Here is a 14,224-nt window from a genome sequence, read left to right on the forward strand (position 1 = left end):
GGGCCCATCGGGGTTCAGCCGGTCACAATCCAGATGCGCCGGGAGTCCTGGGCATGGCAGAGTCAGATTTCCTCTCTGCGAATGGAACTGCCGTGAAGACGATGACTCTGTGGCGCCCTTGCGGCCCGGCTGAGCTTGCGTTGGTCCGTGAGTCGGGGTGGACCGCTTGGCCTCCTCGCTTGCCCGACCAGCCGATCTTCTACCCGGTCTTCAACGAGGACTATGCGACGAAGATCGCCCGCGACTGGAACGCGCCCCGAGACGGCGTCGGGTACGTGACCCGCTTCGAAGTCGACGGTGCCTTCGCCGAGCGCTACCCGATCCAACAGGCCGGAGGCCGCACGATCCTCGAACTCTGGGTTCCCGCCGAAGACCTCGAAGAATTCAACCGCCACATCATCGGCGTCATCGAAGTCGTGGGGGAGTACCGTGCCGAAACGCCGTAAGAAGGGACGGGCAGTAGCTCAGCATGAACCGTCTGCCGTTCAGCAGTTCATCGCCGGCCTGGACGACGCGGACCGAATCGAGATAGCCGCTCTCGAAGGCCGAAGCTTGGACCTTAAGCAGACCGGACCCGCCGCAGCGAACATGGCACGACCCGGCGAACCGCGAGGCGGGCTGCTGGACTCACTACGCACCTGGCAATGGCTCATCGAGGCGATGGAGGGCGGCTGGACGGCACCGAGCACCTCCATCGTCTACGAGTACCTGAACGAACTCACCGCTCGGGACAGGCTGGAGGGACTCCGGCGAGGCATGCGAGACCCGCTGCGACACAAGTTCGACCGCTTGCTCGCTGACCTCGATCAGCGGTTTCGGGCCCGCACATTCCACGACCATGGCGAGGAACTGGCGCAGTATTGGAAGCCGCTCGCTGAAGGCAGGGAGGCCCGCTGGTACTGGCTTCGACGTCCGATCACCTTGCCCCTGATCTGGTGAGCCCATCGAGACGAAGAAGCGGCCCGGATCAAAGATCCGGGCCGCTTGCTTTGCAGGAGTGACAGGACTCGAACCTGCAACCCTCGGTTTTGGAGACCGATGCGCTACCAATTGCGCCACACTCCTTTGCCAGCCCGTTGCCCGGCTGGCCGCAACCATCTTACGTGTTGCGGTTCAGCCGGTGCAAGCGGGTTGGGGTGGGGTGGTTAGGAGGCCGGGACGACCGAGCCGTCGTCCCAGGTGTCGAGGATGAACTGCTTGACCTCGTCGGACTGGAGGAGCTCGGCGAGCTTCTGGATGTCCTCGTTGTCGGCGTTCGCGGCCGTGGTGACCAGGTAGTTCGCGTACGGGTTGCCGTCGGGCGACTCCGAGTGGAGCGCGTCCTCGGCCGGGCTGAGGTCGGCTTCGAGCGCGTAGTTGCCGTTGATGACGGCCGCGTCCACGTCGGGCAGCGACAGCGCCAGCTGCGCGGCCTCAAGCGGCACGAACTCCAGGTTCTTCGGGTTCTCCGCGATGTCGTCCTCGGTCGCGAGCGTCACGTCGACGCCATCGGCGAGGGTGATCAGGCCCGCGTCGGCCAGCAGCGCCAGCGCGCGCCCGCCGTTGGAGCCGTCGCCGGGGATGGCCACCTGGCCGCCCTCGGGGATCTCCTCCAGGGTGGCGGCCTTGTCCGAGTACAGGCCCAGCGGCTCGATGTGCACCGCGGCCACGGTGACCAGGTCGGTGCCGTTCGCGGCGTTGTACTCGTCCAGGTAGGGCTCGGTCTGGAAGAAGTTCGCGTCCACCGAGTTGTCCGCCGTGGCCACGTTCGGCTGCACGTAGTCGGTGAACTCCTCGACCTCGATCGTCAGCCCGGCGTCATCGGCCAGGTTGTCGGCGATGAAGTTCAGGATGTCGGCGTGCGGCACCGGCGTGGCGGCCACGGTCACGGTCCCGTTGGTCTCGGTCGGCTCCGACGGCTCGTCGGCGCCGCAGGCGGTCAGCGCCAGCGCCGAAGCGGCCACGATCGAACTGCCCAGGAGGGCACGGCGATTGAACATAGTTTTCTCCTAAGGGAAAGGTAGGGAATTACTTCTTACCGGCGGTCGAGGGTGCGGGCGCACCGATCGCCGAGAATCTGGAACAGCTGCACGAGCACCACGAGGATGACCAGGGGCCAGATCATGTACTCGGTCTGGAAACGCTGGTAGCCGTAGCGGTAGGCCAGGTCGCCCAGGCCCCCGCCGCCCACGATCCCGGCCATCGCCGAGTACGAGACGACGGCCACGAGCGTCACGGTGAAGCCGCGGATGAGCCCCGGTGTGGCCTCGGGCAGGACCACCCGCCACACCAGCGCCGGAGTCGAAGCGCCCATCGAGCGGGCCGCCTCGACCAGGCCCGGCTGCACTTCGAGGAGCGCGCCCTCGACCAACCGGGCGAAGAACGGGATCGACGCCACCGTCAGCGGCACGATCGCCGCCTCGGTGCCGATGCTCGTGCCCGTGATCAACCGCGTCAGCGGCACCACCGCGACCATGAGCAGGACGAACGGAGCGCTGCGGCCGATGTTCACGACCAGTCCGAGCGGCGCGTTGACCACCGCGAACGGCCGCGGCCCGGTCTTGGACGTCACGTACAGGATCGTCCCCAGCAGCAGGCCGCCCAAGAGCGTCCACAAGCCCGCCACCGACACGATGTGCAGGGTCTCCCAGAAGGCTTCGACCAGGAGTTCTGTCATGCGATCGGTCATGACTGCACCCCTTCGACTGGCACGATCGGCGTCGCCGAATGCGCGAGTTCCTCACCGAGCAGGCGCGCGGCGAGCCGCCGGGCCTGGCCGCCCAGGCGCGAATCCGGGTCGGACAACAGGTCGGCCACCGCGCCGGTCTCGACGAACCGGCCCTCCTCCATCACCGCCGCACGGTGACAGATCCTGGTGATCACTTCGAGCTCGTGCGTGATGAGCAGGATCGTCAACCCCAGTTCGCGGTTGAGCCGCGCCAGCAGGTCCAGGATCTCGTCGGTCGTGTCCGTATCCAGCGCGCTCGTGGCCTCGTCCGACAGCAGCACCGCAGGCTCGGCCGCGAGCGCCCTGGCGATCGCCAGGCGCTGGCGCTGGCCGCCGGAGAGCTGCCCGGGGTAGGCCCTCGCCTTGTCGGCCAGGCCCACGAGGTCGAGCAGTTCGAGCGCCCGGGCGCGCCGCTGGGGACGCGCCACGCCGCGGAAGCGGAGTGGCAGGCCCACGTTCGAGGCCGCGTTGCGGTTCGACAGCAGGTTGAAGTGCTGGAAGATCATCGCGGTCTTGGCCCGCGCGGCCCGCAGCTCGCGGCCGCGCAGGGCCGTGAGTTCGGCGCCGTCCACGGTCACCGTGCCCTCGTCGGGCCTGGTGAGGAGGTTGGCGGTGCGCAGGAGCGTGGACTTGCCGGCGCCCGAGCGTCCGAGGATGCCGAAGATCTCGCCGGGGGCGACGTCGAGGTCGACCGCGTCGAGGGCGACGAGGTCACCGAAGCGCTTGGTCACGCCGGACAGGCTGATGCTGGGATTGCGGTCCATGAGAATGGAAGATCGCTTTCGCTGTGGGAGTTCGCCGCTTCGGGGCGCGGCGTTGCGGGGACCCTCAGCAGGCGCACATTCGGCAGCACGAAGCCGCGGCGCCGGTGGCGTCGCTGAGGCGTTCGAAGTGCTGTCCGTTCATAGCCTAGAAGTCAAGCAGGAATTCGTGCCGATTCCAAGTGCCTGTGACGAACGCCGCGTCCTCGAACGGGGCCGCTGCTGAGATAGGGTTCGGCCATGACTGTTGCGACGATTCCCGCCCCGGCGTTCGCGATCGAGCGGTTCCGACTCGCCAACGGACTGCGCGTGGTCCTCGCGCCCGACCCGGGCGCGCCCGTGGTCGGCGTCGCGGTGGTCTACGACGTGGGCATGCGAAGCGAACCGGAGGGACGCACCGGTTTCGCGCACCTGTTCGAGCACATGATGTTCCAGGGCTCCCACAACGTCGGCAAGGCCGAGCACATGCGGCACGTCCAGTCCGCCGGCGGGACCTTCAACGGCTCGACCCACATCGACTACACCGACTACTTCAACCTGCTGCCCTCCAACGGCCTCGAACTGGCGCTGTTCTTGGAGGCCGACCGCATGCGCGGCCCGGCGATCACGCAGGAGAACCTGGACAACCAGGTCAGCGTCGTCAAAGAGGAGATCCGGGTCAACGTCCTCAACCGCCCCTACGGCGGCTTCCCGTGGATCAAGCTCCCGCCGGTCATGTTCGACACCTTCCCCAACGCCCACGACGGCTACGGCTCGTTCGTCGACCTCGACGCGGCCACCGTGGCCGACGCGAAGTCGTTCTTCGAGGCCTACTACCCGGCCTCGAACGCCGTCCTCTCCGTCGCCGGGGACTTCGACCTCGCCCAGGCCCGCGAGCTGGTCGAACGCCACTTCGGGAACGTCGAGACCCGGCCCGCGCCGGTCCACCCGTCCTTCGACGAGCCCGACCTCACCGGCGAGCGCCGCGAATCCTATGTGGACGAGCGCGCCACGCTCCCGGCCTTCGCCGCCGCCTGGCGCGTCCCCGACCCGGTGACCGAACTCGACGAGTTCCTCCCGTACGTCGTCCTCGGCGAACTCCTCACCGACGGCGACGCCTCCCGCCTGGTCGAACGCCTCGTCCACACCGACCGCACCGCCACCGCAGTGGCCGCCCACTGCACCTTCATGGCCGAACCCTTCGCCTCCCGTGGCCCCACCGCGATGCTCGTCCAGGCGTTCCTGCCGCCCGGCACCGCAGTCGACACCGTCCTGGGCACCGTCGACGAAGAGCTGCGACGCGTCGCCGAAGGCGTCGACGAAGCCGAACTCGACCGCGTCAAAGCCCGCGTCGCCGCCCAACTCCTCCGCGGCGACGACTCGGTCATGGGACGCTCCCGCCGCCTCGCCACCGCCGAGATCTTCCATGGCGACGCCGCGATCACCACCCGCTTCGCGTCCCTGCTCGGCGAGGTCAGCGCCGAATCCGTCGCCCGCGCCGCCGCCGCACTGACGCCGAACCGCCGCGCCGTACTCGAAGTCATTCCTGGAGGAGCACAGTGACCAACGTCATTCCCGGACTCGCGCCGGAAGTCCCGCTGTCCCTGCCGGTCCCCGTCGAGCGCACCCTCCCCAACGGGCTGCGCGTCCTCCTCCTGCGCCGCCCCGGCGTCCCGCTCGCCGAAGTGCGCCTGTCGATCCCGGCCGCCCACGCCGACCTCGCCGCCGCCGACCTGCTCGCCTCCGCGCTGTTCTCCGGCACCGAGACCGCCTCCATGACCGAGATCGCCCAACGCCTCCAAGGCGTCGGCGGCGCCCTCGGCGCCGGAGCCGACCCCGACCGCATCGCCGTCTCCGGCAACAGCCTCGCCACCGGCCTGCCCGAACTGCTCGAAGTCCTCGGCGAACTCCTCAAATCCGCCGACTACCCCGACGGGCCCCTCGCGGTCGAACGCTCCCGCATCATCGACGGCCTCTCCGTCGCCGAACAGCAGCCCGACTTCCAAGTCGGCCGCGTCCTCGACGCCCGCCTGTGGGGCGACCACCCCTACGGGCACCAGCAGCCCACCGCAGACGAAGTCGCCGCCATCGAACGCGACGCCGTCCTCGCCCTCCACGCCTCCCGCGTCCACCCCACCGGGGCCCGCCTGGTCATCGTGGGGGACATCGACATCGACGCCACCGGCGCCGCCGTCGAGAAGGCCCTCGGCGACTGGAACGGCGCCGGCGAACCGCGCACCATGGAACCCCTGCCCGACCTCGTCCCCGGACCCCTCGTCCTGGTCGACCGGCCCGGCTCGGTCCAGTCCGCGATCCGCGTCGCCTACCCGGCCGTGGCCCGCACCCACGACGACAACGCCGCGCAACACCTCGCCAACCTCGCGTTCGGCGGCTACTTCTCCTCACGCCTGGTCATGAACCTGCGCGAGACCAAGGGCTACGGGTACTCGCCGCGCTCGCGCGTCGACCACGCCCCCGCCGGCTCCATCCAACTCGCCGCCGTCGACGTGGCCACCGAGGTCACCGGCCCCGCGCTCGCCGAAGTCCGCGCCGAACTGCGCGGCATGGCCGAACGCCCGCCCGCGAGGGAGGAGCTCGACCTCGCCCGCCGGTACGCGCTCGGCTCGATCAAACTCGCCACCGCCACCCAGGCCGGCGTCGCCAACTACATCTCGGCGCTGGCGGCCGCGGGCCTGCCGCTGTCGTGGCTGGCCGAGCACTCCGAGCGGCTCCGCGCCGTCACCGCCGAGGACATCGGCCGCGTCAGCGCCGCCCGCCTCGACCCCGACCGCGCGGTCACCGTCGTCCTCGGCGACGGCGGCGAGATCCGCGAGGGCCTGGCCCAGTTCGGGGAGATCGAGGCGCCGTGAACCACCCGCCCCTGGCGATCGACGTCCTCGACCGCGGCGCCGCGCACCGCAGCGACGACGAATGGCTCAGCGCCGCTTGGGAACAGGCCCAGATCGTGGTCTGCGACCCCGAGCGCGAGCGCATCGACGCCGACGAGGACGGCCTGCACTACCACGGCGCCGACACCGCCCCCGACGGCGAGCGCGTCTACCTCGGCGGCGAGGACCCGCCGGTGTTCGCGGTGCTCACCGACCTGCCCGAGGGCCTGCCGGGGCGCTCGATCAAACCGAGTTGGGACCGCCGCGACCTCGCGATCGCGGTGGAGGCCATCGGGATCGGGCACTGGCACGCGACCTACCGGTTCCACCCGACCACGGGCGAGCCGCTCAAGGCCCGCAACGCGGGCTGGGAGCTCGCGGCGGGCGGGTCCCGCCCGGTCTTCCCACGCACCGACCCGGCCGTGATCGTGCTCATCGACGACGGCGCCGACCGCGTCCTGCTGGCGCAGCACCAACGCTATGGCGGGCAGCCGAAACCGGCCGTCGCCCAGAACACGATCAGCCCGCCGCGCGAGCGCCAGGGCCGGTACGCGTGTATCGCCGGGTTCGTCGAACCGGGCGAGTCGGCCGAGGCCGCGGTCCACCGCGAGGTGGCCGAGGAGATCGGCATCCGCATCGACCGGCTCGAATACGTCTCCAGCCAGCCGTGGCCCTACCCGCGCTCGCTCATGCTCGCGTACCGGGCCACCGCCGACGCGTCGCAGCCGCTCACGCTGCAACCCGAGGAGATCTCCGACGCGCGCTGGTTCACCCGCGACGAGGTGCGCGACATGTGGGCCGACACCGCCGACGGCACCCCGAGCGCGGTCCGGATCTCGGTGGCGCGCTTCCTGATCGAGAACTGGCTCGAAGAAGGCTGAGCGCTTGCGAACCCCTGCCCGATGGCGGCCGGGGCTCGCATGCACCGCCTAGACCTTCGCGACGGTGGCCTCGGACTCGGTGACGCCGGTCTTGGCCGCCACCGCGCGCTGCGCGGTGAAGACCCCGGCGATGACCACGAGGCCGCCGATGATCTGCGGCACCGTCAACGCCTCGCCGAGCAGCGCCCAGGCCGCGAGCGAGGCCACCACGACCTCGGTGTACCCGATGCCTCCGGCGACCGGCGCGGACACGAACCGCAGGCCGCTGAGGCCCAACCCGTACGCGAGGGCCGTGCACAGCACCAAGGCGATCGAGCTGACCAGCGCGGTCGTCTCGACGCCGCCGAGCGTGACTTCGGCCGACAGCACCGCCCAGTCGAGCGCCCACGGGGCCGCGAGCGGGGTGAGGGCCACGACGCCGACCGCGAAGCCCACGGCCAAGAGGACGCGCACGTCGACCTTCGCGGTGAGCTTCTCGCCCGCGAGGAAGTACGTGGCCTGGCAGGCGGCGGCGGCCGAGCCTGCGATGAGGCCCACCGCGTCCAGGCGCAGCCCCGACCAGACCTCGACCACGATGCACAGGCCGGTGATGCTCAGCAGCACCCCGATCACGGCCGAGCGCGGCAGGATCGTCCGCCTGACGAACCGCACCCAGGCCACGACCACGATGGGGCCCATGAACTCCAGGAGCAGCGCGATGCCCACCGGCAGCCGTTCGACGGCGATGAAGTAGAACGCCTGCACGGCCGCGATCGCGGTGAGCCCGAACAGGATCAGCGCGCCCCAGGGGAGCCGCTTGCCTTCGCGCAGGGTCCGCACGAGCGGGACCAGGGCGATCGCGATGGCGATGACCCCTACGCCGCAGATGCGCAGCCAGGTGACCTGGAGCGGGGTCAGGCCCGCTTGGATGACCACCTTCCCGAAGGGACCGCAGACACCGAAGAACAGCGAGGCGGCGAGGACGAGGGCCACGCCGAGGGTGGCGCGAGGTGAGGACATGAGGGCTCCACAAGTCGATCGGTCGGGAGGCGCGGGCCGCTCGGACCTGAGGGGTCCGAGCGGGGCCGACGCGCGGGATCGATTGAGGGGCTGGCGAACCGTAGCACCGATTGAGGGCAGAAGAAAAGGCCCGGGACGGATCCATCCCGGGCCTTGAATGCTTAGCGACCACCCCTCGAAGTCGCTAAGCAAGTCTGACGAGTCAACTATAGGGCATCGTACCGGCTTTGTGTCCTAAACGTGACCATGGTCTCGACATGTGGCACAGGTCAAACCGCGAGCTTGGCTTTCACCTGCGCCAGAGAGGGATTGGTCAGGGCCGAGCCGTCCTCGAACTTGACCGTGGGCACGGTCTGGTTGCCGCCGTTGACCCCCATGACCCACGCCGCGGCTTCGGCGTCGTCCTCGATGTTGACCTCTTTGTAGAGCACGCCCTCACGGTCGAACGCCGACTTGAGCCGCCTGCAATAGCCGCACCAGGTGGTGCTGTACATGGTGATCATCGATCCTCCTTCGTCATCGACACTAACGCGATACCGCCCGGGGGCATTCCGCCCGCAGCGAACATCACCCGCAGCGGGGCGATTCTTGTCGTACCCCCGCCGGAAGATGGGCGCACCTTCTTCTTCCCCTGGGTGGGTGGGGCTAGGGATCGTACGTCCCCACCCACCCACCCCACGTTTCCCCGCACCTCCCGTAACCGCGTCGCGCACCCGATCGCGCGCCCCACCGCGCTTCCCCGCCGCCCGGGCCGTGTCGGTCCGCTCTGCCACACTGTTGCGATGACCGCACGCGACCGGGCAATCGAAGAGCTACTGGCCGGACTCGACCCTGAGCAGCGCGAGGCCGTGACCGCCGAACCCGGGCCGGTCTGCGTCCTGGCCGGGGCCGGGACCGGCAAGACCCGCGCGGTGACCCACCGCATCGCCTGGCGCGTCCTGCGCGGCGACATGCGCGGCCAGCACGTCACGGCCGTCACCTTCACCGCCCGCGCCGCCGGCGAGATGCGCGACCGCCTCCGCGGCCTGGGCGTCTCCGGCGTCAACGCCCGCACCTTCCACTCCGCCGCGCTGCGCCAACTCCGCTACTTCGGCACCGGCCGCTTCGGCGGCCAGCTCCCCGAACTGGTCGACTCCACCCTCAAGTTCACCGCCATCGCCGCCGCCCGCGCCGGACTCCAGACCACCCGCGCCAAGAACTACGACCTCACCACCGAGATCGAATGGGCCGCCTCCTCCCTCATCGGCCCCGACGACTACGTCAGCGCCATCGCCGCCCTCGGCCGCGACGCCCCCATCGCCCCCGAAGACGTCGCCAAGGTCTACGCCGCCTACATCGAGGCCAAGCGCCGCGCCGGGGTCATGGACTTCGCCGACGTCCTCGCCTACACCGCCGACCTCATCGCCGACGTCGACAGCGCCGCCGACCAGATTCGCAGCCAGTACCGCTTCTTCGTGGTCGACGAGTACCAGGACGTCACCCCCCTCCAGCAGCGACTCCTCGACGCCTGGCTCGGCGACAGGGACGACATCACCGTCGTGGGCGACGCCAGCCAGACCATCTACTCCTTCACCGGCGCCACCTCCACCCACCTCCTCGACTTCACCCGCAGGCACCGCGGCGCCGCCCTGGTGCGCCTCGTCCGCGACTACCGCTCCACCCCCCAGGTCGTGGGCCTGGCCAACCGCATCATCGGCGAGTCCAAGGGCCGCGAGGCCAAGATGCGCCTCGAACTGATCGGCCAGCGCCCCGACGGCCCCGCAGTCACCGCCGAGGTCTTCGCCGACGAGGCCGAAGAGGCCGACATGATCGCCCGCCGCTGCTCCCAGTACATCGCCGACGGGGTCAGCCCCTCCGAGATCGCCGTCCTCTACCGCACCAACGCCCAGTCCCAGGCCTACGAGGAGTCGCTGGCCTCCTACGGCGTCCCCACCGTGATCACCGGAGCGGCCCGCTTCTTCGACCGGCCCGAGGTCCGCCAGGCCGTGGTCGCCCTCCGCTCGGCCGCCAAGACCGAGCTGGCGCACCAGCCGCTCCTCGAAGCGGTCCCCGCGGCCCTCGAAGCGGTCGGCTGGCGCCCCGACTCGCCCCCTTCCGGTGGGGCCCAACGCGAAGCGTACGAAGCGGTCTCGGCCCTCGCCGCCCTCGCCGAGCAGTTCCTGGAGCACCACCGCGCCAACCCCGACGAGGACGGCCCCGACCCCGACCTCGACGCGTTCTGCGCCGAACTGCAACGCCGCGCCGCCGAGCAGCACGCGCCCGCCGTCGCCGGGGTGACCCTCGCGAGCCTCCACGCGGCCAAGGGCCTCGAATGGGACGCGGTGTTCCTCGTCGGCCTGGCCGAAGGCACCCTCCCGACCACGTTCGCCCGCACCGACGCCGCCCTCGAAGAGGAGCGCCGCCTCCTCTACGTCGGCATCACCCGCGCCCGCGAGCGGCTCCAGCTCTCCTACGGCCTGGCCCGCAACGCCGGAGGCCGCGAACGGCGGCTCAGCCGCTTCCTCGCCCCGCTCGGCCTGAGCGGATTCCCCCGCCCCTCAGAGCCCAAGACCGCCGCATCCAAGCAGCGAAATGCCAAGCGCGCCAACAAGATCCTCGACTGCTCCGGCTGTGGCAAGACCCTCACCGACGCGCGCGACCGCAAGCTCGGCCACTGCGCCGACTGCCCGGCCACAATGGACGAATCGCTGTTCGAGCGGCTGCGCGAATGGCGCATCACGATCGCCAAGCGGGACGCCAAACCGGCCTTCACGATCTTCACGGATGTGACCTTGATCGCCATCGCGGAGCGCTGTCCGGGATCCGACAGCGAGCTGGCGTCCCTCCACGGCATCGGGAAGTCCAAACTCGACAAGTACGGTCCGGCGGTGTTGCACCTGGTCAACGGCGGCGAGGTCGAGGGGGCGGTGGCGCTGTGCGAAGCGGCCTCCTGACCGCCCCGGAGGCGGGCGAGAAATTTCTTGATTGACTCGCGGAAAAAGACGTTGCGCTTCGGTGTACGACGGGCGTAGCGTTGCTGCTGCCGGGTGAGGTGTGTGCCTCACTCGTTGAACTTAGGAGTTGACCAATGTTGACCACGAAACCTGGGAAGGGGGATCAGACGATGATGCTGCTCGAAGCAACCGCGCACACCGCGCCGCACGCCACGACTGAGACGGCCACGGCCGCCTATCACCGTCTCGCGCCCGTCTTCACCCAGCTTCGTGGCACCACTCTGCCCGTTGCCGTCCGTACTACGGCTCTGGGCACCGTCGGCACCAATGGCATGGACGTCACCGGCGTCTTCGGAAGCGGCCGTGCGTTCGCAGGCCTCGGATGGCAGCCGATCGTCGGCTCCGAGAAGAAGCGTCACGGCGCCACCCGCGGGAGACCGCCTCGAGAACATCGAAAGGGCTTATTTAGAGCCCGCTCGGAACTCTCGAGGCCGCGAATCCCGCACCAGGGATCGCGGCCTTTTTGTATGGCTTGAAGGCCAGGTCGCGACCCACCAGTTGACCAAAGACGAGACAGATTGCGAAGCAATTGAGTCCTCAGACAGCACTGATGCGACCGACCGACAACACGAGAGAGGAGACCGAGCTCATGACCGACACCCTCATCGGGCCCGAGCTGCGAGAGCAGGCCTGTCAGACCGGCGGCGACCTGCCCTGCCGCGAGTACGACGCCGACCTGTGGTTCTCGGAGCAGCCCACCGAGCTGGAGTACGCCAAGTCCCTGTGCGCCGACTGCCCCGTCCGGATGGCGTGCCTGACCGGCGCCCTGGAGCGGCACGAGCCGTGGGGCGTGTGGGGCGGCGAGATCTTCGAGAAGGGGAACGTCGTGGCCCGCAAGCGGCCGCGCGGCCGGCCCCGCAAGGACGCCGCGCTCGTCGAGCAGGCCGCGCAGGCCGAGCTCGCCGCGCGGACCAAGGAGCTCGCGCTCGCGGGGGTGGCGGTGTCATGACCGTCGACTATCTGAGCCGTCATCTCAAGCGCGATGTCGGCGTGAACGAACTCGAACTCCTGCTCAGCGAGGAGATCGAAGCGGTCAGGCCGATGACACCGCCGAGCACGCTGTTCGGCCGCATCGGCAGGCTCCGGATGCGGAGTCTGTGGAAAGAAGCCGGTGAGGGGCGTCTTTGACGCCGTGACAACCGCGTTGGCTGAAGGGGTCCTTCCTTGAGAGAGGAAGGGCCCCTTTCGTTATGCCCGCTTCGGGTCGGTGCCCTCGGGGTCGGCGAAGCCCGGCAGCCACTCCTCCAGGATCGAACGCCAGCGCGCCGTCGCGCCCAGCTGGCACAGCACCCCGATCGACCCCATCGTGACGCGGTGGATGAGCAGGTACTCGGGCGGGAAGCTCAGCTGCTTGTTCAGCTTCGCGGCCTCCGAGCCCTGCCCGGTGATGCGGGTGCTCTCCCCGCGCAGCCACTCGCGCGAGAACTGGAACTCCTCGCCGGCGATCGGCGCCAGCATCGGCTCCAGCAGGTCGTGCATGGCCGATGCGTCGATCTTCAGGTGCGGCGGCACGAAGCCCTCGCCCCTCAGGCCCTCGACGACTTCGTCGGCCTTGCCGTCGAGCGTGAGCCGCGTCAAGCGCCCCACCTGCACCGGCATGCCGCCGGGGAGCCTGGCGGCGGCGCCGAAGTCGTAGACGATCAGCCGCCCGTCCTCGGCGATCGCGAAGTTCCCCGGGTGCGGGTCGGCGTGCAGCAGCTCGACCCTCCTGGGGGCCGAGAAGTGCAGCGTGGCCAGCCGCAGCCCGGCCGCGTCGCGCTCGGCCTGGGTGCCCTCGGCGATGACCTGCGCGAGGCCGCGCCCGGCGATCCACTCGGTGACGAGCACTTCGCCGCTGGCGTGGACGACCTCGGGGACCACGATGAGCGGGTCGTCGCGGAAGGCGTCGGCGAACTTGCGCTGCGTGGCGGCCTCCAGCTCGTAGTCGAGCTCTTCGAGGAGCCGCTCGCGCAGCTCCACGGTGATCCGCTTGACGTCGAAGTTCGGTTGCAGCACCTTGAACATCGGCGCGATGCGCGAGAGGTGGCGCAGGTCCGATCGCAGCGCGTCGCCCGCGCCGGGGTACTGGATCTTGACGGCCACGTCGCGCCCGTCCGACCACACGGCCCGATGGACCTGGCCGATGCTCGCCGCGGCGGCCGGGGCGTCGTCGAAGGACTCGAACCTGTCGCGCCAGTCCGGGCCCATCTGGCGCGAGAGCACGCCGTGGACGCTGGCCACCGGCAGCGGGGGAGCGGCGTTCTGGAGCTTGGTCAGGGCCTGCCGGTAGGGCGCGGCCAGGTGCTCGGGGAGTGCGGCCTCGAAGATCGACAGGGCCTGCCCGAGCTTCATCGCCCCGCCCTTGAGCTGGCCCAGCACGCTGAAGACGTGCTCGGCGGTGCGCCGCTGCGCCTGCTCGGAGAGGATCTCGTCGGCCAGCCCGGTGACCCGCTTGCCCAGTCCCACGGTGGCCCGGCCCGCCAGCCCCAGGGGCAGGGAGGCGAGTTTCATGCCGCGCGAGAAGGCCCGCCGCGGGAGATCGTCACCCGATTGGGAGGGTCCATGCCTGTCGCTCACGTTCCCAATGCTCTCACGGCCGGGCCGCTTCCCGAAGCCCGAGCACGCCGCCGAATCCACTCAGGCCGCGAGCCCACCTCACGCCTGTCACCCGCCTGGGGGCACGGTCCTCACACCCTTTGGGTGATGTGGCGCGGCGGGGCTTACACGCGTGAAATCTGTGGCATTCTGAGGCGGAACGGTCGCACAGCGTGACCATCGCAACCGCGACGCAGACTACAGGGGGAAACCAGTGGCTCAAGCTACGGAGACATACAACGGCTACTGCGTCAAATGCCGCGAGAAGCGCGACTTCGAGGGTCATGTGGTGGTCTCGGACTCGGGTCGCCGAATGGCCAAGGGCACGTGTCCGACCTGCGGCACCAAGATGAACCGGATTCTCGGCAAGGCCTCGTGACCCCGGCCGAAGGGCCGACTGCGACTCGCGGGCGACGCCCGGTGAGCACACCCCTCGCCTGAT

Annotated in this window: 14 protein-coding genes, 1 tRNA gene and 1 pseudogene; 9 read left to right on the forward strand and 7 right to left on the reverse strand. The window is 69.8% G+C overall.

Translation table 11 applies throughout. From position 1 onward, the window contains the following. Positions 1–53 precede the first annotated feature (53 nt). Positions 54–446 (forward strand): hypothetical protein, encoded by a 393-nt coding sequence (locus tag AB0B28_RS20440; protein WP_360123752.1) that lies wholly within the window; start codon positions 54–56, stop codon positions 444–446. Then, positions 430–939: a hypothetical protein gene (locus AB0B28_RS20445; protein ID WP_360123755.1), complete on the forward strand. Its 510-nt coding sequence runs from the start codon at positions 430–432 to the stop codon at positions 937–939. The genes AB0B28_RS20440 and AB0B28_RS20445 overlap by 17 nt, the downstream gene beginning before the upstream one ends. Positions 940–992: 53 nt before the next feature. Here AB0B28_RS20445 and AB0B28_RS20450 read toward each other — a convergent pair. From AB0B28_RS20450 to AB0B28_RS20465, 4 genes and pseudogenes are all read right to left on the reverse strand, one after another. Then, positions 993–1,065: transfer RNA gene (locus AB0B28_RS20450), tRNA-Trp, on the reverse strand. A gap of 80 nt (positions 1,066–1,145) precedes the next feature. Next, a complete protein-coding gene (locus AB0B28_RS20455; RefSeq protein WP_360123758.1) occupies positions 1,146–1,979 on the reverse strand; it encodes a MetQ/NlpA family ABC transporter substrate-binding protein in 834 nt (277 codons plus the stop codon). A 35-nt stretch (positions 1,980–2,014) separates the two neighbouring features. Beyond that, positions 2,015–2,668 carry a methionine ABC transporter permease gene (locus AB0B28_RS20460; protein WP_360123761.1) on the reverse strand — a complete coding sequence of 218 codons (654 nt, stop codon included), beginning with the start codon at positions 2,666–2,668 and terminating at the stop codon, positions 2,015–2,017. Positions 2,669–2,760: 92 nt separating this feature from the next. Next, a pseudogene (locus AB0B28_RS20465) lies at positions 2,761–3,471 on the reverse strand (ATP-binding cassette domain-containing protein); the annotation flags it as partial. A gap of 237 nt (positions 3,472–3,708) precedes the next feature. On the opposite strand from AB0B28_RS20465, the gene AB0B28_RS20470 reads away from it, so the two are divergent. Genes AB0B28_RS20470 through nudC form a run of 3 tightly spaced genes read left to right on the forward strand, consistent with a single transcriptional unit; the run spans position 3,709 to position 7,216 of the window. Further along, positions 3,709–5,010 carry a pitrilysin family protein gene (locus tag AB0B28_RS20470; protein WP_360123764.1) on the forward strand — a complete coding sequence of 434 codons (1,302 nt, stop codon included), beginning with the start codon at positions 3,709–3,711 and terminating at the stop codon, positions 5,008–5,010. Beyond that, positions 5,007–6,317: a pitrilysin family protein gene (locus tag AB0B28_RS20475; protein WP_360123767.1), complete on the forward strand. Its 1,311-nt coding sequence runs from the start codon at positions 5,007–5,009 to the stop codon at positions 6,315–6,317. The genes AB0B28_RS20470 and AB0B28_RS20475 overlap by 4 nt, the downstream gene beginning before the upstream one ends. Further along, positions 6,314–7,216, forward strand: coding sequence for an NAD(+) diphosphatase (nudC, locus tag AB0B28_RS20480; protein ID WP_360123770.1), 903 nt, complete (start codon positions 6,314–6,316; stop codon positions 7,214–7,216). The genes AB0B28_RS20475 and nudC overlap by 4 nt, the downstream gene beginning before the upstream one ends. Before the next feature lie 48 nt (positions 7,217–7,264). Here nudC and AB0B28_RS20485 read toward each other — a convergent pair whose 3' ends face one another. Both AB0B28_RS20485 and AB0B28_RS20490 read right to left on the reverse strand, forming a co-directional pair. Next, positions 7,265–8,215, reverse strand: coding sequence for an EamA family transporter (locus AB0B28_RS20485; RefSeq protein ID WP_360123773.1), 951 nt, complete (start codon positions 8,213–8,215; stop codon positions 7,265–7,267). A gap of 269 nt (positions 8,216–8,484) precedes the next feature. Further along, complete coding sequence (locus AB0B28_RS20490; RefSeq protein WP_360123776.1) at positions 8,485–8,718, reverse strand: mycoredoxin; 234 nt, start codon at positions 8,716–8,718, stop codon at positions 8,485–8,487. A 279-nt stretch (positions 8,719–8,997) separates the two neighbouring features. Between AB0B28_RS20490 and AB0B28_RS20495 the strand changes: the two genes are divergently transcribed. From AB0B28_RS20495 to AB0B28_RS20505, 3 genes are all read left to right on the forward strand, one after another. Next, entirely contained in the window at positions 8,998–11,148 is a 2,151-nt protein-coding gene (locus AB0B28_RS20495) for an ATP-dependent DNA helicase UvrD2 (protein ID WP_360123779.1), read from the forward strand. A 649-nt stretch (positions 11,149–11,797) separates the two neighbouring features. Beyond that, positions 11,798–12,157 carry a WhiB family transcriptional regulator gene (locus AB0B28_RS20500; protein WP_360123839.1) on the forward strand — a complete coding sequence of 120 codons (360 nt, stop codon included), beginning with the start codon at positions 11,798–11,800 and terminating at the stop codon, positions 12,155–12,157. Continuing rightward, positions 12,154–12,336: a hypothetical protein gene (locus AB0B28_RS20505; RefSeq protein ID WP_360123782.1), complete on the forward strand. Its 183-nt coding sequence runs from the start codon at positions 12,154–12,156 to the stop codon at positions 12,334–12,336. Before AB0B28_RS20500 ends, AB0B28_RS20505 begins: the two co-directional genes overlap by 4 nt. Positions 12,337–12,396: 60 nt before the next feature. Here AB0B28_RS20505 and AB0B28_RS20510 read toward each other — a convergent pair whose 3' ends face one another. Further along, positions 12,397–13,698, reverse strand: a complete 1,302-nt coding sequence (locus AB0B28_RS20510) for an AarF/ABC1/UbiB kinase family protein (protein WP_360123842.1) — start codon at positions 13,696–13,698, stop codon at positions 12,397–12,399. Between the two features lie 298 nt (positions 13,699–13,996). Here AB0B28_RS20510 and AB0B28_RS20515 point away from each other — a divergent pair, with 298 nt between their 5' ends. Further along, entirely contained in the window at positions 13,997–14,161 is a 165-nt protein-coding gene (locus tag AB0B28_RS20515) for a DUF5679 domain-containing protein (protein ID WP_166659568.1), read from the forward strand. Positions 14,162–14,224 lie beyond the last annotated feature (63 nt).

Origin of the sequence: Glycomyces sp. NPDC046736, from assembly GCF_040645615.1 — a bacterium.
Classification (GTDB): domain Bacteria; phylum Actinomycetota; class Actinomycetes; order Mycobacteriales; family Micromonosporaceae; genus Glycomyces.